At 41.2% G+C, this 24,285-nt stretch carries 18 protein-coding genes; 8 read left to right on the top strand and 10 right to left on the bottom strand.

Annotated elements, in window-relative coordinates; all coding sequences use genetic code 11:
• Positions 1-101: 101 nt before the first annotated feature.
• The 5 genes from ACED29_RS00680 to ACED29_RS00660 all read right to left on the bottom strand — a co-directional run bounded on the left by ACED29_RS00680 (position 102) and on the right by ACED29_RS00660 (position 8,396).
• Positions 102-2,342 (bottom strand): peptidase U32 family protein, encoded by a 2,241-nt coding sequence (locus tag ACED29_RS00680; RefSeq protein ID WP_371696703.1) that lies wholly within the window; start codon positions 2,340-2,342, stop codon positions 102-104.
• Positions 2,343-2,565: 223 nt separating this feature from the next.
• Complete coding sequence (locus tag ACED29_RS00675; protein ID WP_347689964.1) at positions 2,566-4,167, bottom strand: ABC-F family ATPase; 1,602 nt, start codon at positions 4,165-4,167, stop codon at positions 2,566-2,568.
• A 463-nt stretch (positions 4,168-4,630) separates the two neighbouring features.
• Positions 4,631-6,034 (bottom strand): ethanolamine permease, encoded by a 1,404-nt coding sequence (gene eat, locus ACED29_RS00670; RefSeq protein WP_371696702.1) that lies wholly within the window; start codon positions 6,032-6,034, stop codon positions 4,631-4,633.
• 68 nt (positions 6,035-6,102) lie between these two features.
• Positions 6,103-6,993, bottom strand: coding sequence for an ethanolamine ammonia-lyase subunit EutC (eutC, locus tag ACED29_RS00665; RefSeq protein ID WP_371696700.1), 891 nt, complete (start codon positions 6,991-6,993; stop codon positions 6,103-6,105).
• A complete protein-coding gene (locus tag ACED29_RS00660; protein WP_182697312.1) occupies positions 6,990-8,396 on the bottom strand; it encodes an ethanolamine ammonia-lyase subunit EutB in 1,407 nt (468 codons plus the stop codon). The genes eutC and ACED29_RS00660 overlap by 4 nt, the downstream gene beginning before the upstream one ends.
• A gap of 217 nt (positions 8,397-8,613) precedes the next feature.
• On the opposite strand from ACED29_RS00660, the gene ACED29_RS00655 reads away from it, so the two are divergent.
• Together ACED29_RS00655 and ACED29_RS00650 are read left to right on the top strand one after the other, a co-directional pair.
• Positions 8,614-9,573, top strand: a complete 960-nt coding sequence (locus ACED29_RS00655) for a helix-turn-helix domain-containing protein (protein WP_371696698.1) — start codon at positions 8,614-8,616, stop codon at positions 9,571-9,573.
• A 192-nt stretch (positions 9,574-9,765) separates the two neighbouring features.
• Positions 9,766-10,656: a dienelactone hydrolase family protein gene (locus ACED29_RS00650; RefSeq protein ID WP_371696697.1), complete on the top strand. Its 891-nt coding sequence runs from the start codon at positions 9,766-9,768 to the stop codon at positions 10,654-10,656.
• A gap of 24 nt (positions 10,657-10,680) precedes the next feature.
• Here the strand turns inward: ACED29_RS00650 and ACED29_RS00645 are convergent, their stop codons facing one another.
• Together ACED29_RS00645 and ACED29_RS00640 are read right to left on the bottom strand one after the other, a co-directional pair.
• The gene (locus ACED29_RS00645) at positions 10,681-11,589 is read right to left on the bottom strand and encodes a sensor histidine kinase (RefSeq protein ID WP_124014809.1); all 909 of its coding nucleotides are present in this window, start codon (positions 11,587-11,589) and stop codon (positions 10,681-10,683) included.
• Positions 11,582-12,127, bottom strand: a complete 546-nt coding sequence (locus ACED29_RS00640; RefSeq protein WP_124014810.1) for a heme NO-binding domain-containing protein — start codon at positions 12,125-12,127, stop codon at positions 11,582-11,584. The genes ACED29_RS00645 and ACED29_RS00640 overlap by 8 nt, the downstream gene beginning before the upstream one ends.
• 185 nt (positions 12,128-12,312) lie before the next feature.
• Here ACED29_RS00640 and ACED29_RS00635 point away from each other — a divergent pair, with 185 nt between their 5' ends.
• The 3 genes from ACED29_RS00635 to ACED29_RS00625 are packed head-to-tail and all read left to right on the top strand — an operon-like array spanning position 12,313 to position 14,551.
• Positions 12,313-12,678, top strand: a complete 366-nt coding sequence (locus ACED29_RS00635) for a response regulator (protein WP_124014811.1) — start codon at positions 12,313-12,315, stop codon at positions 12,676-12,678.
• Positions 12,675-13,250 (top strand): chemotaxis protein CheC, encoded by a 576-nt coding sequence (locus ACED29_RS00630; RefSeq protein ID WP_124014812.1) that lies wholly within the window; start codon positions 12,675-12,677, stop codon positions 13,248-13,250. The genes ACED29_RS00635 and ACED29_RS00630 overlap by 4 nt, the downstream gene beginning before the upstream one ends.
• A 2-nt stretch (positions 13,251-13,252) precedes the next feature.
• Positions 13,253-14,551, top strand: coding sequence for an ATP-binding protein (locus ACED29_RS00625; protein WP_371696695.1), 1,299 nt, complete (start codon positions 13,253-13,255; stop codon positions 14,549-14,551).
• Positions 14,552-14,560: 9 nt separating this feature from the next.
• Here ACED29_RS00625 and ACED29_RS00620 read toward each other — a convergent pair whose 3' ends face one another.
• Positions 14,561-17,548 (bottom strand): ATP-binding protein, encoded by a 2,988-nt coding sequence (locus tag ACED29_RS00620; RefSeq protein ID WP_371696694.1) that lies wholly within the window; start codon positions 17,546-17,548, stop codon positions 14,561-14,563.
• A 174-nt stretch (positions 17,549-17,722) separates the two neighbouring features.
• Positions 17,723-19,081, bottom strand: a complete 1,359-nt coding sequence (locus ACED29_RS00615; RefSeq protein WP_371696692.1) for an HD domain-containing phosphohydrolase — start codon at positions 19,079-19,081, stop codon at positions 17,723-17,725.
• A gap of 93 nt (positions 19,082-19,174) precedes the next feature.
• Here ACED29_RS00615 and ACED29_RS00610 point away from each other — a divergent pair, with 93 nt between their 5' ends.
• The 3 genes from ACED29_RS00610 to ACED29_RS00600 are packed head-to-tail and all read left to right on the top strand — an operon-like array spanning position 19,175 to position 22,892.
• Positions 19,175-19,759, top strand: a complete 585-nt coding sequence (locus tag ACED29_RS00610) for a response regulator (RefSeq protein WP_182697316.1) — start codon at positions 19,175-19,177, stop codon at positions 19,757-19,759.
• A gap of 11 nt (positions 19,760-19,770) precedes the next feature.
• Positions 19,771-21,762, top strand: coding sequence for an EAL domain-containing protein (locus ACED29_RS00605; RefSeq protein ID WP_371696691.1), 1,992 nt, complete (start codon positions 19,771-19,773; stop codon positions 21,760-21,762).
• Positions 21,759-22,892 (top strand): HDOD domain-containing protein, encoded by a 1,134-nt coding sequence (locus ACED29_RS00600; protein WP_371696690.1) that lies wholly within the window; start codon positions 21,759-21,761, stop codon positions 22,890-22,892. Before ACED29_RS00605 ends, ACED29_RS00600 begins: the two co-directional genes overlap by 4 nt.
• A 396-nt stretch (positions 22,893-23,288) precedes the next feature.
• Here ACED29_RS00600 and ACED29_RS00595 read toward each other — a convergent pair whose 3' ends face one another.
• A complete protein-coding gene (locus ACED29_RS00595) occupies positions 23,289-24,200 on the bottom strand; it encodes a LysR family transcriptional regulator (RefSeq protein ID WP_124014819.1) in 912 nt (303 codons plus the stop codon).
• Positions 24,201-24,285 lie beyond the last annotated feature (85 nt).

Here is a 24,285-nt window from a genome sequence, read left to right as displayed (position 1 = left end):
GTTTCAATTAAGCAAAAGGGTCAGAGTACTTTATAGCGTAATCTGACCCTTTGTTGTAGCTTCAAACTTGTTGCCAACCGGCTTCACACTCACATAATCAACTACAAACCTTGCTGATACTGAGCATTGGTTGCAATGGTGACCAGCTGATTAAGCTCAATTTTGGCTTGTGTGACACCTTTAAGCACGTTTTCAAAGTGATTAACCAGTTGTACTTTATCAATTTCAGCTTTTGAACCAGAACCAATATTGGTTAAGTCGATAAAGAATTCATCAAACAAGTAGGATAAGTCTTCAACCGCTTCGATGTTTAAGAACTGCTCGTGGTTGTAAATACTTGGGTAGCCGCCTTTTTGCTTGTCTACCGCAAACGATATGCCTTTTACGTTAGTGATAGTCGTGGCTTTTTCGCATTTCAACATACAGCCATCTTCAATGCTGGGCTTATTACAACCCACTGTTTGTTGGAAAAAACATTGTCTGCTGGTCATCATCAAAATTGGGTGATAAATGCTATACAGCAGTTTAAAGTTTTCTGGTCTGGCGATATTTTTAATTTGATTACGGTTAATCTCGTTAGAGATAAACGCGCCTGAACAATTGAGCTGCTCTTGCAGGGTAAGTAAAGCATAAGAGTTGGTGGTGTTTAAAAATGGTCCTGCAATCCACTCAATGCCCATTTCATAAGCTTTAAACGCGACACCGGTATTGTTTGTGACAATACGCTTGGGCTTAACCACTTCTAACACTCTTACCGCTTCGAGGTAATCTTTGCCAATAAGCACAGCTGGAAACCAAGGGATGAGTCTTGGGTTACGCAAGAATATGTCGATGTACTTGTTGTCATTCTTCTTAAAGCTTTCTGGCAGCTTAAAGTAGATATCGGCCTGGGTAACATCACACAAGTTAACGTCTTTTTCATCGCTAATAAGCAAAGACAGGGTTGGCGTTTCAGTGACTTTTGGGTGTTTAGGTAACTTAGGCAAGGTTACAGCGCCTATGTATTCTCGTTGAGTTAGCTGTAACAGTAATTCATTTTTAAGCTGCGTTAATTGGCTAAACGGCAGGCTTAAGTCAGCATCTAAGCCGTCAAAGTTGAATGCTTGTAACTGGTAGCCACTGCTTTTTAAGCTTTTAAAGCGCTTTTCGATTGCCGCTTCATCAACGCGAGATTCAGTGGCTTTGGTTAAGGTCAGTGTCGAGTTAATGACAAAGTGTTGCTCTGGAGTGCTAACCGCTATTGATAACGGCTGCGCCACTTTACCGGAAAATGCCAGTGACAGTGTTGGTTTAGCAATACTTAAGTGATTAATTTTTTCTGCAACTAGCTGCACAATCGCGTCTTTTTCAGACGATAATGTTTGTTGTGCTTCTTGAATTTGCACCACAGATATTGCATTACTTTTGTCGTTAGCATGCTTAAAACTGTTATCGCGCGGGTTATCGATAAACATGTCTTTAGTGAGATTACCCTTTAAAAATGAGTTGGTAAAATCACGATTAAATACCCGGTGTAAATTAGAGTCATCGGCTAGCAGTTTGCCGGTATCGATAAATTTATCAATTTGCTTACGCCAGCTGTCTACTACAGTGTGGACGTATTGAGCGCCTTTAATGCGGCCTTCAATTTTAAGTGAATCAACACCCGCATCGACCAGTTCAGGTAAGTCAAAATAGGCTGAGTTGTCTTTTAAATTGAGCGGAAACTTGTTACCCGCGGCAGTAATTTCGTATTCGTCACGACAGGCCTGGCTACAACGGCCACGGTTACCCGAATTACCGACACTGACTGAGCTTGAATAGCACTGGCCAGAGAAAGCAATACACAGCGCACCGTGAACAAACACTTCGGTCAGCACGTCGTGATCGTGGGCTAGGGTGGTGAGGCTCTTTATTTCGCCAAGGTTTAACTCGCGCGATAAATTAACGCGTGTGGCGCCAATTTTAGCTAAAAAGCCTATTTGACCTTCATTGTGGGTTGTCAGCTGGGTTGAGGCATGAATGGCTAAGCTAGGGAAATGCTTGCTGACCAAATTAAACAGACCGAGGTCTTGCACGATAATGCCGTCGATGCCGGTATTAACCAACTGATTGAGCAACTTAACCAATGTTGGAATTTCGTTCTCAAGAATAACGATATTCATGGTGAGAAACACTTCACATTGGTATTGATGAGCAAGTGCGATAACACCAATTAAGTCATCGAAGGATAAGTTGGCTGCTCGGTTACGGGCGTTGAAGGTATCTAAGCCACAATAAACGGCGTTAGCACCGGCTATAATCGCAGCTTTAATCGCATCGACATCTCCACCTGGCGCCAATAATTCGATTTTTCTATTCATGATATTTTCGCTTTGTTAAGTCGTTAGTTATAAATTTTATAAGCCGATTTTACGTGTATCTGCAACGGATTACTATTGATTAGCGAATGCGAATGTATTCATTTTTTGGGGATAAATGAAACAAAAAAGGTCTTCATGATTGCAATGTAATGCAATAGGAAGACCTTAATGCTAACCATCTATCTATTCATGCGCATTGGCTAATACGTATTCCATAAGGGGATTAGCCTCTGGCTTCTGCTTCCGCTTGGCTTGCAAGGTATTCGTCAAATGTACCTTGAAAGTTAATCAATTTTTTGTCTTTCACATCAATAATACGCGTTGCCAAAGATGACACAAATTCGCGGTCATGGCTGACAAATATCAATGTGCCTTCAAATAATTTCAAGGCTTGATTTAACGCTTCAATAGCTTCCATATCCATGTGGTTGGTTGGCTCATCCATTACCAGTACGTTAATATCCATCATCATTAACTTACCGAATAATAGGCGGTTTTTCTCTCCACCAGAACAGTTGCGGACTTTTTTGTTGGCATCGTCATCTGAGAATAACAAACGACCTAACATGCCGCGAACCATCAAATCATTGTGTTTTGGTGTGCGCCATAGCGACATCCAATCAAATAAAGTCATGTCATTATCAAAGTCAGCGGTACTGTCTTGTGGACAATAACCAATCGCGGCATTTTCAGACCATTTAATACGGCCATGATTATGCTGTAATTCATTAACTAAACAACGAAGTAGCGTGGTTTTACCCACACCGTTTTCACCAATAATCGCCAGTTTTGAACCCGCCTCAAGAATAAGGTCACCGTGTTCGAATAACACTTCATCAAATCCGTGTGACAATTCTTCTAGCACCAGTGCTTGGCGATGCAATTTCTTGCTTTCGGTAAAGCGAATTGACGGGGTAATGCGGCTAGATGATTTAACGTCATCAAGCTTAATTTTATCCATTTTTTTAGCACGCGAGCTAGCTTGTTTCGCTTTAGATGCGTTGGCACCAAAGCGGTTAACGAAGTCTTGTAGCTCGTCAATCTCAGCACTTTTCTTAGCATTACCGGCTAATAGTTGTTCACGTATTAAGCCTGATTGTGCCAAGAAGTATTCGTAGTTACCTGGATAAACTCGTAATTCGCCGTAATCGATGTCAGCCATGTGGGTACAAACAGAGTTCAAGAAATGTCTGTCATGCGAAATGATGATCATGGTGCATTTACGTTTGTTTAGCTCGGTGGCTAACCAACTAATGGTATGAATATCCAAGTTGTTGGTTGGCTCATCGAGTAACAAGATGTCTGGGTTAGCAAATAAAGCCTGTGCCAGTAGCACGCGCAATTTCCAACCTGGAGCAACTTGTTGCATTAAGCCAAAGTGGAATGACTCTTCAATGCCAGCTTCTAACAGAATTTCGCCGGCGCGACTTTCTGCAGTGTAGCCGTCCATTTCTGCAAACTGGCTTTCTAAATCGCCTACTCGCATGCCGTCTTCGTCGGTCATTTCAGCTTTAGCATAAATGCTGTCACGTTCTTGTTTCACTTTCCACAGGCCAACATCGCCCATGATCACAGCATCAACAACGCTGTATTGCTCAAAGGCAAACTGATCTTGGCTCAGGGTACCGACTTTAAAGCCAGGTGTAATCGACACGTTGCCTGATGTTGGGGCTAGGGCGCCACTCAAGATTTTCATGAACGTAGACTTACCACAGCCATTTGCGCCGATTAAACCGTAACGGTTACCGTGACCAAATTGAGCCGAGATGTTTTCAAATAATGGCTCAGGGCCAAACTGCATGGTGATATTAGCGGTAGAAATCAAAGCAATGTTCCAACTGTGTACTAACTGAATATTTATCAACAAAGGGCGAGTAGACAGCCGTGTGAGAATAAGACAGACGCGAGTATATGTAAGTAAATAGGCCGCGGATTATACAGGTTAGGGTTAATTTGTCGATTTATAATCTGCTAATATTGTCTATCAGTGCCTTTATATGCAGATGCGCTTAACCCCGCGGGTTAAAAGTACGATTACGCTAAATGGGTTAATCTGTGTGCAATTGATTTGACCTGGGGATAAATGGCCACATTCGCTTAGGGATCAGGGTTATGGTATCAGCGGCTGGGAAGGCTTGCTGGCTTCAGAGTAGGGCATCAATAGGCGATTTAAACTGTCACAGTTGCTCCGTTAACCCTTATATACTGTTAAGGATAAAGCGCGGTGATCTATGCTCCGCGCTTTATCCTTTATGTTTACATCACAGTATCGATAAGTTAACTGCCGATTAGTTGGCTATCGATAAATCCGATTCTGCCGCGGCTAACATGGCAAATTCTTCATCGGCACTTTTGGCGACCAAGCGTGATGAGCTGTAGCCAAAGTAATAAGCAGCGCCGATCACAAATAAGCCTATTGTGAACAAGAATGCCCTTGGATCGAAGGCATACACACCTGTTAATGCGATTAAAGACAAGACTAACGCAATACTTGAGGTGACAATGCCACCAGGCGTTTTGTATGGACGGATCAACTCAGGCTGCTTGATACGTAATATAATATGACTGAGTGCCATTAACGCATAAGACACAGTTGCGCCAACAACCGCCATCGCCAGCAGTAAATCACCTTCGCCGCTTAATGAAGCCAAAAAGCCAAATATTGCAGGTACGATTAATGCGCGAGCGGGGACTTTACGTGAGGTGGTAATCGATAATGAACGGGGGATATAACCCGCACGTGATAATGCAAACACTAACCGGCTATAACCATAAATAATAGAGAAGAATGAGGCCACTAAACCTGCTAAACCTAAAATATTAACCATCGTTGCTAAGCCATTATTGCCGGTGAGATTGAGCGCATCAACTAATGGCACTGCGCTGGCTCCCATGGCCGTTGCACCGCCAGCACCTGGTACTAATACCACCACGAGTAAGGCCGTGAACAGTAAAAATATCATCGCGCCAATAATGCCTTTTGGTACATCTTTGGCTGGATCTTTGGCTTCTTCAGCGGCTAACGGCACGCCTTCAACCGCTAAAAATAACCACATGGCAAACGGCAGTGCAGCCCAAACACCGTACCAACCTAAGGGTAAAAACTCACTGGCACCTGCAGCATCAGTAACCGCAATATCATAAAGCCGGGTTGCATCAAAGTTGCCAATAAGCACCACTGCAGTGGCAATAATAGCGATAACAGCTAATCCACTGATCACCATCATCACTTTAAGTGCTTCACCCACACCAGCGAGATGAATGCCCACAAACACTAAATAGAAGAGTGCATAAACCCAAGGACCATTAAAACCGAGTAATGCTTGCACCGCAGAACCAATAAAAATCACGATTGCAGCAGGCGCGAGGGCATATTCAATTAATACAGCTAGTCCGGTTAAGTAACCACCAGCAGGGCCCATGGCTTGACGAGCAAAACTGTAACCGCCACCCGCGGCAGGAATAGCCGCAGACATTTCAGCCAAAGATAACACTAATGCTAAATACATGATCGCCATTAATATCGCTGCTATGGCAAATCCGCCCCAGCCAGCTTCAGCGATGCCAAAGTTCCATCCAGCAAAATCACCAGAAATAACGTATGACACGCCCAAACCTGCTAGTAACACCCAGCCGGCGGTGCCGCCTTTTAGTTGCCTTTTGGCAAGGTACTCTTTGTTGTTCTCTGACATAATTAACTCTCCAGTAGTATTTAATTTTTATTTCGAATGAGTATTTAACATATTGAATTTATTCGCCGTTATTCAGCGATTAAAAAATTCTGCCTTGGCTGTTGGTGTTCAATCACATCGTCTTGAGTGCGATCTTTTAAATTGACTCCTGTTAGTTTGAGTTTTTTGGCCTCGGTTAATAAATACAGCGCACGTTTGGCTGCCTCTTTATAAGGCAACCCCGCAGGGCGAATGTTAGAAATACAATTTCGACAGGCATCATTAAGTCCTGTTTTAGGTGCCCAAGTCAGATATAACCCGAGGCTATCTGGTGAGCTGAGTCCCGGGCGTTCGCCGATAAGCACCATCACCACTTGGGCATTTAACAGCTGGCCAATATCATCACCTATGGCCACTCGGCCTTGTTCAACCAAGGTAATTGGTGCGATTTTCCACTGTGTGATTTGCGGCTTGAGTAGGGTGAGTAATTCGTTGATAAAAGCTTGAGCATTAAGCTGCACCGCCAGTGATGACAAACCATCAACCACCACAATGGCAAGATCGTATTGGCTGTGGGTCGTTGGTCCTTGGCTATTCATGTGGCTTAACAAGCTGTCACGACCACTTTGGGACAGTTTTCGGCCAAGATCAGGGCGTTGCAAATAGGTAATACGATCATCTGCCTGACTGTGAACCTTGATTGGGCTAACCTTATCCAGTAAAGGAATACTGGCCAGTTGCGCTACGAGTGTATCAATGTCGAGGGGGAAATTTACCGCGTCGCGAGCTTGTGCATGCGATAATTGAAACGCTAACAATTCTGCTGTGGGTAAACTAATGCCAGCTCTACCAAGACCAATGCGGGCGTCAGTAAAGCGGCGCAGATCGCGCCAAGGATTGGCCACCACCTTGCCATTATCTTGATGTGATATGCCAGTATCGACAGCATTATTAGACTGCTTTACATCAGGCGTGCTCATTTTGCGCCTCCTTGCAAAGCATAAAGCGGTTTGGCAAATGCGCTGGGTAGCGTGCTCGATAAAACAAAGTCGGTGTTATTTTTCATGATGTTCATTTTGGTTAGCCAGTGTTCAAACTCGGGCGCGGGATGCGCGTCCAGTACTCGGCGGACATACAAGGCATCATGAAATGAGGTGGTTTGATAATTAAGCATAATGTCGTCAGATCCAGGAATACCCATCACAAACGAGCAACCGGCAACGCCTAATAAAGTGAGCAGATTGTCCATGTCGTTTTGGTCAGCTTCAGCGTGGTTGGTGTAGCAAACATCACAGCCCATTGGCACGCCTAACAACTTGCCGCAGAAATGATCCTCTAACCCTGCGCGGGTGATTTCTTTGCCATCAAATAAATATTCAGGACCAATAAAGCCCACCACAGTGTTGACCAGTAATGGTGAAAACTTGCGCGCGACGGCATAGGCTCTAGCTTCACAGGTTTGTTGGTCTAACCCATGGTGAGCATTAGCAGACAACGAGCTGCCTTGGCCTGTTTCAAAATACATCACGTTATTGCCAACCGTGCCCCTGTGTAGGCTTAATGCGGCATCTTGCGCTTCAGCTAAGGTATTGAGGTTAAATCCGAAACTGGAGTTGGTTGCTTCAGTTCCGCCAATCGATTGAAACACCAAATCGACCGGGGCACCCGCTTCAATGCATTCAATGGTGTTGGTGACATGGGTGAGCACGCAGCTTTGGGTTGGAATATCATACTTTTGGATCACATCATCCATTAACTTCATTAGCTTAATCGCTTGTGCAACGTTATCGGTTGCAGGATTAATGCCGATAACCGCATCACCATTGCCATATAGCAAACCATCAAGTATTGACGCCGCGATGCCGTTAACATCGTCGGTTGGGTGGTTAGGTTGTAAGCGGGTCGATAAGTGTCCGGGTAAGCCAATGGTATTTCTAAAAGCGCTAGTGACATGGCATTTTTTAGCCACAAGAATAAGATCTTGATTACGCATGATTTTACTTACCGCAGCAGCCATTTCTGGGGTAATCCCCATTCTTACTGCGGCTAATACTTGCGGTGTGGCGTAGTCACTTAACAGCCAATTACGAAAATCACCAACGGTTAAATGGCTAATATAAGCAAATGCCTGGGTGTCATGTTCATCGATGATTAAGCGGGTCACTTCATCTTGCTCGTAGGGAATGAGAGCGTCATTAAGAAACGTTTTTAAGGGCACATCAGCGAGTGTCATTTGGGCTACGGCTCGTTCTTTGGCTGATAAGGCAATTACGCCCGCTAAGCGATCACCCGAGCGCTGCGGCGTTGCTTTGGCCATTAGCTGGGCCAAGTCTTTAAATTGATATGTTTGGCTACCTAGAGTGTAGCGATACGAATGGCTCATTTATTACCTCACCGTCAACGATCAAACCTTGGTACAGGTTTTGCTGCTGTAATCGTTAATCAACTCATTTAATTAATTCAATACCAGCTTAATTCGTACCAAGTGGCTATCAAGTTTCGGCAAAGTCATTTTTTATGTTTTATATCAGAAAGATAAAATGGATTTAATCAAGATAATAAGGTGGGGTTAATCAATCTTTAACGCTAGGAGATGACAGATGGAGCACTATTTTAATCAGCGCGCACCAAAAAAGAGCGTGGTGCAAACCAATGACATCGATGAGCAAGCGCATAATTTAACCCAATGGCAGCAAGTTTATGATCAGGTCAGTAACGGCAGTTTTTATGGTTGTATTGAGGGCCTGGATTATCCAGACATGCATTTATTCAAAGAATTTACTCAACGAGCATTAAGGCAGCAGTGCAACATTGCGCCTAATTCTATTTGGTTGGGCATTCCATGTCGTTCTGAGCAAAGTAAAATAAATGGTTTACAGCTTGATACTCATCAGTTGATGTGTCGAAGCAGTGATTATGATTTTGAGTTAATCACCCCTGAGCAATTTACTATTTATGGTGTGGTGCTTAATCAACACAGCTTATATTCCATGGCTGAAATACAAGGGCTGTCGTTGAAGAACTTATCAACACGAGGGGCGGAACGGATTGATTGCAATCCAATTTTACTCAATCAAACTCGTTTGATGATTGAAAAGCTGATTAACCACTGTGAATTAGGCTTGCGCACCGATCTACAGCAAGACATGTTAAGCACCTTAGCACTGAATTTATTAAGCCAACCAGCATCAACGCAAACGGTGGCCCCCAGTTATCAACATCGTTTAGCCGTCGTTGAAAAAGTTAAAGCTTTTATCGATGATCATCCGCAACAGGCCGTGACCATCACTCAGCTTTGTGAGCTTACTTTTGTTAGCCGCCGCACCCTGCAGTATAGTTTTGAGAGTATTTTAGGCATTAATCCATTGCGTTTTTTACGATTAACCCGTTTGAATAATGTGAGGCGAGAGCTTAAACAGCCTGATCTACACCATCCCATTTCAGTGATTGCGGCAAACTGGGGTTTTTGGCATCCAGGGCAATTTACTAAAGATTACACCCAATTATTTGGCGAGAATCCATCTCTTACCCGTCAGCGATATCAGCCAGCTCAACCTTAACTAATTACAATCGTTAGAGTGTCACATCGCGATAATTAGGCGCACCAAATCAATTGAACTTAAGCCGATGGCTAAGCGTATCAATTGCGCAGCCGATGGTTAATTAATCATCTTCAGCTAACATTAACTGTTATCTACTAATATAAATAACCATCAATTACCGTAATGACACTTGATCAGAAGAGGGAACTTATGCAGCACAAATCCGTCGATAATATTCCGCAAGAAGCCTTTGATTGGTATGACGCCTATGCTCATGGTGGCATGGACCGGCGTACCTTTATGACTAAATTAGGCTCGTTAGTGGCGTTAGGTTATTCAATGAGTGTTCTGACCTCAGCGTTACTGCCTAATTATGCCTTAGCTGAGCAAGTGTCATTTAATGATGCCGACATTAAAGCCACTTATACCCAATTTGATTCGCCTTTAGGTTATGGCAAAGGCCAGGGCTATTTAGTTGAGCCCACTAATAAAACCCCTTTATTGCCAGTGGTATTAGTAGTTCATGAAAATCGTGGTTTAAATCCATATATTGAAGATGTTGCTCGCCGTTTAGCGAAAGCGGGTTTTATTGCATTTGCGCCTGATGCGCTTTTTTCACTCGGCGGTTATCCTGGCAATGACGATGAAGGTCGGGCAATGCAGCAATCATTAGACCGAAGCAAAATTGAGCAAGACTTTGTTGCCGCGGCTAAGTTTTTGAAAGACCATCAGCAAAGTAATGGCAAGCTGGGCGCGGTCGGCTTTTGTTTTGGTGGTTATATTGTGAATTATCTTGCCGCCGTGGAGGCTAATTTAATTCAAGCTGGGGTGCCTTTTTATGGCACCCCAGCGGCTAAAGCACTTAGAAAAAACATCAAAGCCCCTTTACTGATTCAGTTAGCTGAATTAGATGAAAGAGTGAACGCAACATGGCCAGAATATGAGGAGGATTTAAAAGCCGTTAATGTGCCATATCAAATGCACATGTATAACAAAGCCAACCACGGATTTCATAACGACTCTACCGGCCGTTATGATGAAGCCAATGCAGAGCTTGCTTGGCAGCGAACATTAGATTTTTTCAATAAACAAATTAGTTAACCATTTTATTTTAATGATAAATATCTACATGGATGTGGATATAGGAAAGTAAATTTGAATACTTGTGCCTTTATTTAATTCAGACTTTACGACAATCTTGGCGTCATGTTGCTCGAGTATTTGTAGCACTATTGACATACCGATACCCGTTCCAGTCCCGACGGGTTTTGTGGTGTAAAATGCATCAAATATTCTTTGCTGAACCTCTTCTGACATTCCACAACCATTATCGGTAACATTTAATAATATCTCATCATTAACTTGAGTCAGGTCGACACCTATCTTTGAGGTATGATTTGTCATGTACTCGCATGCCTGTATGGCGTTAACCAGAATATTAATGAGCACTTGATTGAGCTCACCAGAGTTAAAGATGATCTTTGGCACTGGTTGTAGATTTTGTGTAACAAGGACATTTTTAAGTTTCGGTCCTAATAACTTTAACGCTATCTCAACAGCAAGCAGTAGATCGACTTCTGATAACTGATCAGCATCTGTTCTCGCAAAAAATAATAGGTTTTTAACAATATCTTTTATGCGTACCAACCCATGTTCGGTATCAGAAATCAGCTCAGGTAAGTCGCTCATTATAAAGTTGATATTTCGAGTGTCAGCCTCATTTAAGCTGTCTTTCGGTATCACGTTAAGCAAGTCTGAAACGTAGGCATTTAAGGTTGTTACGTTACTGCTGACAAACGCGAGCGGGTTATTAATTTCGTGAGCTACGCCCGCCGCTAATGTGCCTAATAATGCCAGTTTTTCTTGCTGTATAAGTGATTTTTGTTGATTTTTAATTTGCACTATTTGGCTTTCAAGTAATACGTTTCTTTCGTATAACTGACGTATGGAATCTTCGAGCAACTGCTCGACCTCAATACGTGCTTTTTTCTCTCGCTGATAGGCTGCTAAATATGGATCAGGTTTATCAGTCATTAATTAACTCAATATTTAAAATACATTTTTCATCACCATGGTGCATACAGACATCATGCTTAATGGTGATGGCTTGTTGATAATACTCTGCAGCGCCAAAGATAAGGCCTTCTGCACAAAAACATAATTTACGTGGTGAATGATAAGTTAGTTCAATATTGTGGTTATTTACTAGTACACAACTAATGGTGGGTAAAGCGGGTTCATGGTAAAGCTTGTTCACTTCAACATGAATAACATTATGAATACCCATCACCAAGGAAGTGAAACCTGAAAAACGTGTCATTACACCAGTATGTCTAGTGGCTAATCCTGAAAATAAATACTGTCCAAAGGCTTTTACTACTTGTTGCAGAGGAACATTGAGCAGCGCAGCAACATCGGTTGCAATGGCAAATAGCTCCGTTTCAGGGTAGTTTTTAGCAGACACATAAACCCGATTTTGTGGCGTATGTTTTTCAAGTAATGTGTTCCAAACCTCCATGCCAGCTTGTTCAACTATCATTTCTTCAAGCACATTAAAGATAATGCCTTTCATAGCGCCTCTCAATTTTAGTCTATGTGAAATAAAGTACAGAGTGTAACTTGTCTTATTTGTCCCCTGAGTATGGCAATGATTGCAGCGTAAAACCAGTGTTTAAAATAAATACTAATAGTTTTTGACATTCAAGGTTGTCGTCACCATAATGTTTAGAGGACAAATGAGACAATGTGGAGATTGTAATGCCGATACCTGTAACCATTGCCGACGATTCAATGATGTCAAGAAAAGTCGTTAGACGCGCTTTACCCGCGGATTGGGATATTGAAATAACCGAGGTCACTAATGGTAAAGAAGCTCTTGAGGCCGTTGAAGCTGGAAAAGCTGACGTTCTTTTCCTAGACTTAACTATGCCTGAACTCGATGGCTTTGGTGTACTCAGCTACTTAAATGAGCATAAAACGAAAACTATCGTCATTGTGATTAGTGCCGATATACAGCCAGAAGCGAAAAAGTTAGTCGACAAGCTTGGAGCGTTTCGGTTTTTGCACAAGCCATTGAACTCTGAGCAATTATCACAAGCATTAACAGATGTGGGGTTGATATGATTTATCAATTAAGTGAACTGCAGCGTGATGCATTACAGGAGTTGATGAATATTTCAATGGGCCAAGCAGCCAATTCGTTAGCGAGGTTAATTGGCGCTAAAATTACCCTTTCTATTCCACTCATTTCATCTGTTACCCCCACTGAATTTGTCGATATGATCAGTTCCGATGTCATGTGGCATACTCGGCAATCTTTTTTGGGCACAGTGAAGGGTGAGGTCGTTTCGCTACAATCGCACGCGGGTTGTGAAGCCATTGCTGAGCTGATGGATTATGAGCTGCCTTTGTCAGATATTACCCGCGAAGAGCTTTTGCTTGAACTGTCAAATATTCTAGCTGGAGCCTGTTTAAATGGTTTTGCCGAGCAGTTAGAGCTGACCACCAAGCTGAGCATGCCGACAGTATTTGAACCGGAAAAACTGTCGCCAGAACACTATCGTTGGGCTCACACTTTACTCATGGAAGTTGAATTTAAAGTAGAGTCCAGTCATTTTGATTCAAAAATTGTTATTTGTTTAGAAGCAGAGTCAATTTCGACGTTATTAAGTCGATTAAATAGCTTGTTGGAGTAACGATGACGACCCTCGCAGTATTAGAGAATCTGACTGCAAAATTGCCTTTAGGGGTATGTGTTCTTAATGAGCAATTAGAAATAGAGTACTGGAATGACTTTTTTGCTGATCGGCTGAACATCAGTTGTGACCAAGTAAAAGGGCAAAATTTGCTGACTCTTTTCCCAAATGAAGCAAAATATTTAAAGAAAAAGATCAACAGTGTATTTGTATTGAACAATGCTAGTTTTTCATATTGGGAACACAGACCACACGTATTTTTATTCAGTAGTAGCCGCCCAATCACAGGCGAAGAAACATTAATGTACCAAAACATTGAGTTTATACCGTTACACGTTAGCAATAATGTGGTTAAAACCGTATGCATGATAGTACAAGACGTCACTGAGTTAGCGAGTTATTACCAGGGTAAGAAACAACTTTCTGAAGAGTTAGCACAAGAACACTCAGCATTACTGGCGCTAAACACTAAACTAGAAGCCGCACAGAATCAGTTATTACAAGCAGACAAAATGGCCGCCATTGGGCAGTTGGCTGCGGGCGTCGCTCATGAGATAAACAATCCTATTGGTTTTATTCATTCTAATTTACAAAGCCTACAAGATTATTCAACTAAGCTATTAAATTTGATCAGCTTTTATGAAAAGGTGGTGAATAAAACCCAAAATAAAACCTTTATGGCTTTGCAGCAAGAAATGCAAGAGCGCAGTCAATATTCGTTTTTACGTGAAGACATGCCTGAATTAATTAATGAGTCGATTACCGGAATAGATCGTGTCACTGATATTATAAAAAATCTTAAAGTGTTTTCACATGTCGACAGTAGTGAATGGCAGCATGCTAATATTATTGAAGGTATTGAAAATACGTTAAAAATTGCCAACAGTCAGCTTAAATATAATGTTGAAGTCCATCGCGAATTTCAGCAGCCATTACCGACATTATTTTGCCATCCAATGCAGTTAAACCAGGTGTTTTTGAATTTAATTGTCAATTCAGCCCAGGCTATTGATGGTAAAGGGCACATTTACATTAAGGTATCGGCGAGCAGCACAGCATTGGTTATCGAAATAAAAGATACCGGTTGTGGCATAAGTGAATCGGCACAGCGTAAAATTTTTGAACCATTTTACACCACTAAACCTGTAGGTCAGGGGACCGGCTTGGGACTGTCATTGTCTTACAGTATCGTGCAAAAACACAAAGGTAGTATTGTGGTAAGCTCCGAACTTGATGTGGGCACCACCTTTATAATAACCCTGCCATTATTAACGCCTGGTGACGTTGAAATACCATCATAGTAAGCGATCTTAACAAGAGAACAATTGCGTTAAGCGCGCATTAAACTCATCACACACTTGATTAAGATTGCCCCCATCTCTTAGCGCGGCTTCTGCCTGTTGTGCTGTTGCACTCACGTCATGTAACCCTAAGCAGGCACTGGTTCCCTTAATTTTATGAAATAGCATGACAACTTGTTTATGCTCTGAGGTTGCCGCAAGCAAATTTAACTCGTCAGGTATGGCGCGTAAACTTTCTAGGTAGTCCTGTCGTAACTCGTCGAATCCGTCCATCTCTTGTTGTGCACTCATACTAGTAATATCTTCATTAGGCAGTGTTATATCATGTTTTGATAAACAAAATTGTATGGTATTTAACAGTTGTGTTTTATCAATAGGCTTGCAAAGCGTTGCGTTAAAAGGCGATACGGTGTCGCTTACAGGGTGCTGTTCAAACACATCTGCACTCAGTGAAATAATCACCGATTCAAACCCATGACGTCTCATTGCTTGACCCGCGCTCAAGCCATCCATTATTGGCATTTGCTGATCCATAATAATGATATCTGGGCGATGTTTGAGGGCAATATCCAAGGCTTGTTGACCATTCTCCGCAAACAATAAATCCATATTAAGTGACTTAACGTAAGCAGCCACTAAGATGCGAATGTCTTCAACATCATCAACAATGAGCAATTTTCTACCATGACTTGCACTGGTAGGCAATTCAGTTGCTATTACAGTCGAGTCTTTTATTGGTTTTTGCGAAGCGCTGTGGGTGTTAAAACTCAGCATGAAAGTCGACCCTTGACCAATCTCGCTGGTTACCGTGAGTGATATGTCCATTGCATCAGCAAGTTGTTTGCTAATATACAAGCCAAGTCCTGTACCGCCATAATCTCGACTCGTGCTGGAATTGGCTTGGGTAAATGCCTCAAACAGGGTGGACTGTTGCTGTTTGCTAATGCCAATACCTTGGTCTATTACTTTGATGCTACAGCTTTGCGCTGTTGTTTTTTCAGCTTTAAGGGTAATCGATCCTGTGGCGGTAAACTTTACCGCGTTACTGAGTAAATTAAGTAATATTTGTTGTAATCGGAAAGGGTCGGCCATGATATGAACGTCAGCAATGTCACTGACATCATAGTCAATAGACAAGCCCTTTTTGTGCGCCATTTGTGCCGTGCTATCGATAAAGTTAGTCATAAAATGGGCAAGATTAATCGATTCTAATGCGATGCGCATTTTGCCTTGCTCAATTTTAGCTGTATCGAGAATATCATCAATTACATTTTGTAAGTGCAGAGTATTTTGATTTATACGATTAAGCGTGCGGTAGGTATCGCCCGTCGCTTCACTAAGCAGTTCTTCAGTAAAACCCTTAATAATAGTAATCGGTGTGCGGATCTCATGACTCATATTTGCTAGAAACCGGGTTTTAATTTCTGCGAGCAGTTTTGCTTTATCACGTTCTTGTTCCAGTTGCTGAGTTCTGTCTTTGACTCTTGCTTCTAATTCATTATTGAGAGTGCTCACTTCTGCCATTGATTTGTGCATAGCTTTGCGAGAATCGATTACTCGCTTTTGCAAACCATTAATGCTTTCAGACAATACTTCAAACTCAAGTGCTGTGGTGGTAAATGTCAGAGGCTGTGTATTAGGTTTATCAGATCGCCAGCGATGAGTGTGGCGGGTAATTTGTTCTAATGTATTGGTGTACTGATGAATTAATCGCCCAGACAACACTGTGATGTATTGCAGCAATAACAACGCTGATATCATCGCAATCGATAAATAAATAAAATAGCGAATCACAAATGAGCGGGTGTCTAAATAGTACAGCGCAGTCCAATTCAATTCGTCTAGGTGTTTTCGTATAACGATATAACGACCGTCAGATGTGAAGGCAATTGGTTCAACTTTATTAAATATATGCTGTCCAAACACAGAGCTTGTGAAAGGTGTCATTAATGGCCGTTCTGTCCAGACACGACCTAACTGTCCTAAGGTATCGCTACCCCAAATTTTCTTCGAGTCTCTGTCGAGTAAAATACGGTTAGAATCCATATCATCTGAAGATTTGAAGGTATTGGTTAACGTTTTAAGATTGACAGAAATCTCGACTACCCCATCAAATGTGCCATTTTGGAAAAGCGGTGCGCTGACCGCAAATAATCGATCTTCACCCAGTCCTCTTCCCTGAAAGGTCTCACTGACATAGCTTTTGCTCAGTTCCTTAGGTTTACTGAAATAACTCCGGTCGGCAACCGATGTCTTTTGCATTTTACTGTTAGGTAAGTCGGCTTTATAAAATAGTGAAATAAGGCCATTCTTATCGGTGACCAGTGCAGATATCAGTTCTGCTTGTTGTTCAGTTAACTTACGTAATGTGTTTTGGTCAATATTGTCATGTCCTAAACTGGCGATAAGTTCTGTATTGCCGATATACCGTTCGATATGACGTTGAATTTCATTAATAAATTTACTTTGTTCATTATCGTAATACTGCAGAACGGATGATATGTGGAGACTGATAGCACCTTGTAAAATAAATGCGATTAAAATAGTGCAGGGTACGGCGCTATACAAACCAATTCGATGGCTTAACTGCAGCTTTAAGCTTTGATTTTTTTGATTTTTTGGGGTGATTGTAATGGCATTTAGCATTAACGCCGTTTTGGTACATAAAATAAAAATACAACCGTTTAACAGTGTCGCACTGACTAATAACGCTGGCGATTCAGTAAAAATGGGATACGCAAATTGATGGTAGATAAAGCCTATGGCGACAGTATAAACACCCATTACTCGCCAAAGAGGTTGTTTCAAATTTAATGTTAATAACATCAAGCAAAACAGCTGCAAGATGCTGTTAAATAATTCAATATTACTTGCTATTGGAACGCTGACGATAGCAAGAGCCAACAGAGACCAGATAAAACCTAAGCGAATGAGGATAATTGAAAAGGCAATGTTACCGATGAGAAAAGGTACGACAATAGGCAGTTCGATCGCCATAGCATTGGCGATAAATCCCAACAGCGTTGTGGTGCAAAAAAACCATAATCGTCTTAATGAAAACGACTTTGAGTAAAATAGTCTGGTAACAATATCCATCATATCGGCACGATTACCTGTAAAAAGTGCGGGTAAATATTATTGTTAATTCGGTTGTTGAGCTGTTCATATATTTTATTCTGCCTGGGTATCTGTTTGTTCAACTCGCTCTGCTTTGATGAGCAATTTTTCGTTATTTTTTGTCTGATAGCGGTATAAGTTCTGCAGTGTTTTCTCGCAAAACACATGGCCTTTAGGCAATAACAACATGTGTTTACGATTGTATAAATTTTGAGTTAAGCGCATACCTTCGGTGATTTGTTCAATAAGCAGACCATCATCTAATTGCGCATCTGAATGGTTAATCGTTTCTTGGTCCTGGTAAGCAGTAATGATTTGCCCTAGCACATTGACGACTTTGGGGTCATACACGTTACCTTGCTGTAGTTTTATGTGTTTATATATTTCTTCTTTGGTGAGGTCTTTAGTTTGGTCTTTTGCATTTTGTTGTTCAAATAACGCTAACCAAAAGTCTCTTGCGACGGCTAATATACGAGCCCCAATATGAATGTTTTGTGCCACTTTTTGTAACGGTTCACCCGTACCGTTATAGTGCTCATATTGACTGCCAATGATCTCACTAATCGTCGATAGGTGAACCGCTGGTGCCAGCATTTCTTCTGCCAATTGCGGGTGTTGAAAAAAGCGTTTTTGGGCTGCACTACTGAGTTGGTCGTAGGGGCCAGTAAGACAATGTGCAGGCAAGCCTAGTTTACCCAGTTCACAGTATAGACCTGCTTTACTGATTAACTCGACATGAGCTTTATTCATCTTTAATGCAGTGGCTATGTGACCACATGTTTCACTCACTTGCAGTGCAAACTTGCCATTTAATGCTGGGTTAATACTGATCAAATTATAAAGAACTTCAAGTGTGGCTTTTTGCTCATTACCACGTGTACTGGCCAACAGTTTGTATTGATATAATGTCTTTTTTAATTGGGTAGTTCGTTGCTGAACCATCTCTTCTAAGTTATTGTTTAATTGTTTTAGTTGCTTGTTCTGCAGAGTGATTTTTTTTGTCAGCAACTTGTTAGCTTCTACGAGACGATAGATTTCTAAGCCTTCATGAACTTGAGCAAGTAGCTCTGCGTTATCCCAAGGTTTTTGAATATAACGATGAATTTTACCCACATTAATCGCACTAACGGTTGATTGAATATCAGAATATCCAGTCATTAAAATACGATAAGCATCCGGTTGAAGCACTGCCGCTTGTGCAAGGAATTCAGCACCTGTCATATTAGGCATACGCATATCTGAAATAATGATATTAACTTTTTCTGTTTGCATAAGTTCAAGCGCTTGTTGGCCACTTGATGACAGTAATAGCTTCACTTTTGAAGACATGAATAAGCGTTGCAGCGACTTCAAGATGCTGGTCTCGTCGTCGACACACAAAATAATAGGCATTGATGTTTCTAATGAGCTCATAATGTCCTTAATTTCTCGCTTGTCTTATTTGTCTCTTAGATTAAGTTATGCTATAACGGTTAATTAATCAAGATATATGATGGATAACATTCTATGAAGACATTACGACCGAGTGACATTGCGCAATATTGCGATGTACACCAGCGCACCGTAAGTCGATGGATTGCTCAAGGGCGATTAAAAGGACATAAGCTACCAGGTCGAGGTAATTATCGTGTATTACTAGACGATTTTATTATGTTTTTGCAAACCCAAAAAATGCCTATGCCTGAGGAGTTATTAAGTCACTCTAACCAAATTGATTCAGTGAAAGAATTGCCCAAGCGCATTTTAATTATTGACGATGAAATTGAAATTAGAAATGCGATCCGCCGCGTATTGATACCCAGCGGCTATGAGTTTTCATTTGCATCTGATGGATTTCAGGCTGGGGTTAAAGTGCTTAGCGATAAACCTGACCTTGTTACACTCGATTTATCTATGCCTGGATTAGACGGTTTTGAAGTTCTGCAGTTTATCCGCCAACAACCAGAGCTAAACCATCTAAAAATTTTAGTGGTGTCAGGGTTATCTGAAATTGAATTGCAAAAAGCATTAGATCTAGGCGCAGATGCCGTATTACCAAAACCATTCGATAATGAGCAATTGCGTTCAGCGGTAGATAAATTTTTTAATTAACTGGTAGAAATATGACGAATAAGCTGTTGATTGTTGATGATGAAGAGGCCATTTTACGGGCATTAAAACGATTGTTTGCTCGTGCAGGCTATCGGGTATTTACTGCAACCAGTGGTTATGACGCGCTCAACATCATGGCTCAAGAACATTGTCAGGTGATTATTTCTGATTTTAGAATGCCAGTAATGAACGGCTCGCAATTATTGGCGGCCATAAAAGCGCAATATCCTACAAGTCTGTGCATGATCCTCAGTGGTTTTACTGATTTTAGTTCAGTATTAGCGTTACTTAATTCTGGTACTGTGTTTCGTTTTTTACAAAAACCCTGGGATGAAACGCTTCTTTATTCCGAGGTTGAAGCCGCTTTTATTGCTTACAACAAACACTTTGACGAAAATGAAGTCAATCAATTAATGGCCAATAGCGCAGAAGCCCTGATTGAACTTTATCCTAACGGCCAGATCGGCAGAGTTAATGGTGTTGCCAAGCAAATATTTAATCTAGATTCCAGCAGTATTTTAATCGCCGATGTGTTTCCATTTTGCTCCTATGAATGTCTGTTAACGCTATTTAGTAGCAATATTGATAACGTGGTGCTAAAGGCAACCACTGGCAAAAATGTCGAATTCGTGTTAAAGAAAACGACAGATAAATCGCGCTTTTTTGAACTGCAATTTATGAATAAAAATGATGGTGCATTGCCATATAGAAAACAATTAGCCTCATTTTTAGATCAAAACGAAATCGTTAATTTAGCTGATTCACTGCTCGAGACCGTCAAGCCATTTGCGATGGTGGCCATCCACCTTAAAAATTACAGTTATTGGACTGAGATAATTGGCCAGGTGGCGACTGAAAAGTTATTTGATGATATTGCGTTAACCTTATTTACTCAGTCTAAAATATCTTCCTCAGCGTTAGCTTTTTTGACTAATGAACATTTTGTGTTGCTCATGGATAATTTTACCAACGAGCATGATTTGCACAAACAACTCACTGATTTTATCGCCCCCTTTAGTCATACTAGTTATTCAGACAAATCAGTCAGAGTTGAACTGGTCGTCACCTATTGTATCGCCAGAGAAGATGGTGATAATGCCGCCCAATTACTCAGCAATGCATTAATCTCTAATCGTTTACACAGAACGGGTCATTCGCATTTCTTTATGCGCTATGATGCGGCAATTATTGAGCAAAAACGCAAGCAACTGTTTATTAGCAAAGCCTTATTCCACGCGGTCGACAATCAACAACTCTATTTGCATTTTCAGCCTAAGTTTGATTTAAATCAGCGCAAAATTACCAGCTGTGAAGTGTTACTTCGCTGGGAACATCCACAATTAGGCAATATTTCCCCTGTGGTGTTTATTCCGATAGCAGAGCGAGAAGGGCAAATTATAGAGCTAGGTTATTGGGTCATTCATGCTGCGTGCATGGCAATATCAAATTGGACCCAAAAAGGTATCAAACTCGATAAAGTCGCAATAAATATATCGGGGAAACAGCTATCCCATGCCGATTTTATTCCCAGAGTGGAAGCATTATTAGCAGGATTTGATATTGATATGTCGACTCTGGAATTTGAACTTACCGAGTCATGGTTAGTTGATAATATTGAAGAAAGTGCAGAAAAATTAACTCGATTAAAAAATGCCGGTATCAGTATTGCCATTGATGATTTTGGTACTGGTTACTCATCCTTATCTTATCTTTCAAAACTGCCTATTGATGTGTTAAAAATTGATCGGTCGCTAATTATTGATATCTCAGACAATTTAAATACTCAAAGCATGGTCGGTAATATTACCCGAATGGCCCACGACTTAGGCATGAAAGTTGTTGTGGAGGGGGTAGAGCACATTGAGCAAATGTTGATCCTTGAAAAACTTAACTGTGATGTCATTCAAGGCTACTTTATTGCTCGGCCTCAAGATGAAGACAGTTTTACTCGGTTGATTGCCAATGCCGACGCATCAATTGCTGCGGTAATGGGGGGAATATGAAAAAATTATCTGTGCTGTTCATCGATGATGATATGTTTATGCTTAAAGCACTGCAACGCACCGCTCGACGAGCTCAGCCAAACTGGGACTTTTATATTTGTGAAGATGCCCTAAGTTGGCAAGATGCATTGCCTCATGGGGTGTTGCCCGATGCAATATTTTGCGATTACCTTATGCCTGAAAAAAATGGCGATGAGCTTCTTGAAGAAATAGCTGCGATTATTCCCTCATCAGTAAGAGTATTACTCACTGGCGATACCGCCGAAGATGTGGTCTCAAAAGTTAGTGAAGTGTCGCATTTTGTACTAAAAAAACCCTTTGCAGCAGCTGATTTAGAAGATGTGTTCTTTTGTTTGGAACGCCTCGATTCGCTTAATTTTAGTTTAGAAATGCGTAACAAATTAGGTCGAATTGGCTATTTTTTTCCGTTACCCGAAATAGCTGCACAGTTAAGAACATTATTTGCCATTGATGAAGTTGATATTGGACAAACTGCAGACCTTATTAAGCAAGAAGCGTTTATTGCGGCAAAAATTATTCAAATCGCCAATTCGGCTTTTTTAGGCTACCACAGTAAAACCGTTTCGTTAGAAGAGGCCATCAAAAGATTAGGTCTTAAAATGACAGAAACCATTGTAATATCTATGCTTGTCAATAATTGTATTGCGCCAAAATTACCCATAGAAATTCACAAAAAGGTTAATGAGTGGGCTTTTAATTATTCAAAACTTAGTCGCCAGTTAAGCCAGTCATTGGGCTTTAAAGCCGTTCAACTTGATAATGTGTTTATTGCTTCGTTACTCAGTGGCATTGGTCGTTTAGTGTTTATTGCTGAAGCAAATGAATTTATTAATATCGATGCCGATGATAATAAAATGATACTCGATGAAGCAACCTCGTTAACTGTGTATATATTGACGCTATGGGGCTACCCGCTGGAATTATGTCAAATCATTTTAATGCAAGACAAGCCTGACTTTGCCGCAAAAGGCTTAACAGACCAAAAGTTGGGGCTCATTATGTATGTAGTGAAAGTATTTTTGTCTGGTCAACTTGATGAATTTGCAAAAAGCAATCTAAAAACCTTGATAGAAGATGTCGATATTATTGATTGGATAGATAATTGTTAATAGTAAAATGTAATCAAGGATGATTACATTAATCTCACTCTTCGCTGGCTAATTTGTATCATAATTGTCGTGCTGTTATTTATTAATACTTAACGATCTCCCACGTCTAGATAACATAGCCTAATTGTCTTTAGCTAAAGCCACTGATACTTCGCATTTACATAACCAGCTTTCGGATGCTCAGAAGCACGTTACACCGACAAAAAGTGATGGCCTAAGCGCGTAAAATTTGGCTCATTATTCTCATAATGTTTGACGTTAGTTGCCCAAGGGGCATGCCTGTGTAGCGATTAAGCTGCTCGACATAGTGGATAATATTATCTGTTTACTATGTTGCGCAGGATATGTCAGTCAGCTTATGGTTGCAGCTGTTTGTTTACCCATTATGGATTTCGATTAAGGTGTGATTCTTGTATTTGTTGCCGCAATAATCATTTTGTTTCTGAGCCATTTATTCGCTGGCTCTTTGTCGACATTAATATGCCAGTATAAATGCACCCCAATATCGGGTAATTCAACTGGCATGGGGTAAATGGCGATATCAAGCATTTGACCGTACATGGCTGCGGCCGTTTTCGGTAATGTCAGTAACATGTCGTTATTTAAGATCACTCTACACGCCGATAACGCATGCTGACACCGTAGGGATATTTTACGATGTAAACCGATACGTGACAGTTCAAAATCTTCTAAGCTAGGTCCGGTTGAGCGAGATGACACCAATACATGCTCTAGGCGCAAATAAGTCTCTAAATCGAGTGCGTCGGTAATAGCTGGGTGATTTTTACGCGCAATAACAACCAGTTGATCTAACTCTAACTGCGTATGCATAATATTGTTGCTGACAGGGATTAAGGTATCAATGGCCAAATCGATGTCGCCACTGGCCAGTTTGTTTTCAAGTTCTGTGCGTCTTACTCGCTTATTACTGCTTAAATTGATTGCTGGCGACTCTAACGACAAGCTTTGTTGCAAGATAGGCAAATAGTAAGGTTCTAAAGAACCGTGTAAGGATAATGAAAAGCTTTTGCGTGAGGTTAATGGCTCAAACTGTCTAGATTGCACTAAACATACTTGTAATTGGTGCAAGGCTTCGCGCACATCATCTATTACATTCTTTGCCACCGGAGTCGGGCGCATTTCATTACCTTGCCTGATAAATAAAGCATCATCAAAATGAGTGCGTAATTTACCCAGCGAGTGACTCACAGCCGGCTGGGATAGATTCAATACCGATGCCGCTTTAGTGATATTACCTTCGCAATAGATTGCATCAAACACCACAAACAAATTCAAATCAATTTTCATATTTACTCCAGTGATCCCTTACTGTGCATTAACACCACCTAAGATGGGCATACTATTTAAATTATAAATAGTAGGGTATTAGAAC

This window comes from Shewanella sp. 5S214, from assembly GCF_041439795.1.
GTDB lineage: Bacteria > Pseudomonadota > Gammaproteobacteria > Enterobacterales > Shewanellaceae > Shewanella > Shewanella vesiculosa.
This window is presented reverse-complemented; position numbering and strand designations above follow the sequence as displayed.

Excerpts from the sequence above, each read along its gene's own strand:
- ACED29_RS00620 (WP_371696694.1), bottom strand. The coding sequence starts at position 17,548 with ATGGCGATCGAACTGCCTATTGTCGTACCTTTTCTCATCGGTAACATT.
- ACED29_RS00660 (WP_182697312.1), bottom strand. The coding sequence starts at position 8,396 with ATGAGCCATTCGTATCGCTACACTCTAGGTAGCCAAACATATCAATTT.
- ACED29_RS00635 (WP_124014811.1), top strand. The coding sequence starts at position 12,313 with ATGCCGATACCTGTAACCATTGCCGACGATTCAATGATGTCAAGAAAA.
- ACED29_RS00640 (WP_124014810.1), bottom strand. The coding sequence starts at position 12,127 with ATGAAAGGCATTATCTTTAATGTGCTTGAAGAAATGATAGTTGAACAA.
- ACED29_RS00645 (WP_124014809.1), bottom strand. The coding sequence starts at position 11,589 with ATGACTGATAAACCTGATCCATATTTAGCAGCCTATCAGCGAGAGAAA.
- ACED29_RS00655 (WP_371696698.1), top strand. The coding sequence starts at position 8,614 with ATGGAGCACTATTTTAATCAGCGCGCACCAAAAAAGAGCGTGGTGCAA.
- ACED29_RS00680 (WP_371696703.1), bottom strand. The coding sequence starts at position 2,342 with ATGAATAGAAAAATCGAATTATTGGCGCCAGGTGGAGATGTCGATGCG.
- ACED29_RS00605 (WP_371696691.1), top strand. The coding sequence starts at position 19,771 with ATGACGAATAAGCTGTTGATTGTTGATGATGAAGAGGCCATTTTACGG.
- ACED29_RS00595 (WP_124014819.1), bottom strand. The coding sequence starts at position 24,200 with ATGAAAATTGATTTGAATTTGTTTGTGGTGTTTGATGCAATCTATTGC.
- eat (WP_371696702.1), bottom strand. The coding sequence starts at position 6,034 with ATGTCAGAGAACAACAAAGAGTACCTTGCCAAAAGGCAACTAAAAGGC.
- ACED29_RS00630 (WP_124014812.1), top strand. The coding sequence starts at position 12,675 with ATGATTTATCAATTAAGTGAACTGCAGCGTGATGCATTACAGGAGTTG.
- ACED29_RS00600 (WP_371696690.1), top strand. The coding sequence starts at position 21,759 with ATGAAAAAATTATCTGTGCTGTTCATCGATGATGATATGTTTATGCTT.
- ACED29_RS00650 (WP_371696697.1), top strand. The coding sequence starts at position 9,766 with ATGCAGCACAAATCCGTCGATAATATTCCGCAAGAAGCCTTTGATTGG.
- ACED29_RS00615 (WP_371696692.1), bottom strand. The coding sequence starts at position 19,081 with ATGAGCTCATTAGAAACATCAATGCCTATTATTTTGTGTGTCGACGAC.
- ACED29_RS00610 (WP_182697316.1), top strand. The coding sequence starts at position 19,175 with ATGAAGACATTACGACCGAGTGACATTGCGCAATATTGCGATGTACAC.
- ACED29_RS00625 (WP_371696695.1), top strand. The coding sequence starts at position 13,253 with ATGACGACCCTCGCAGTATTAGAGAATCTGACTGCAAAATTGCCTTTA.
- eutC (WP_371696700.1), bottom strand. The coding sequence starts at position 6,993 with ATGAGCACGCCTGATGTAAAGCAGTCTAATAATGCTGTCGATACTGGC.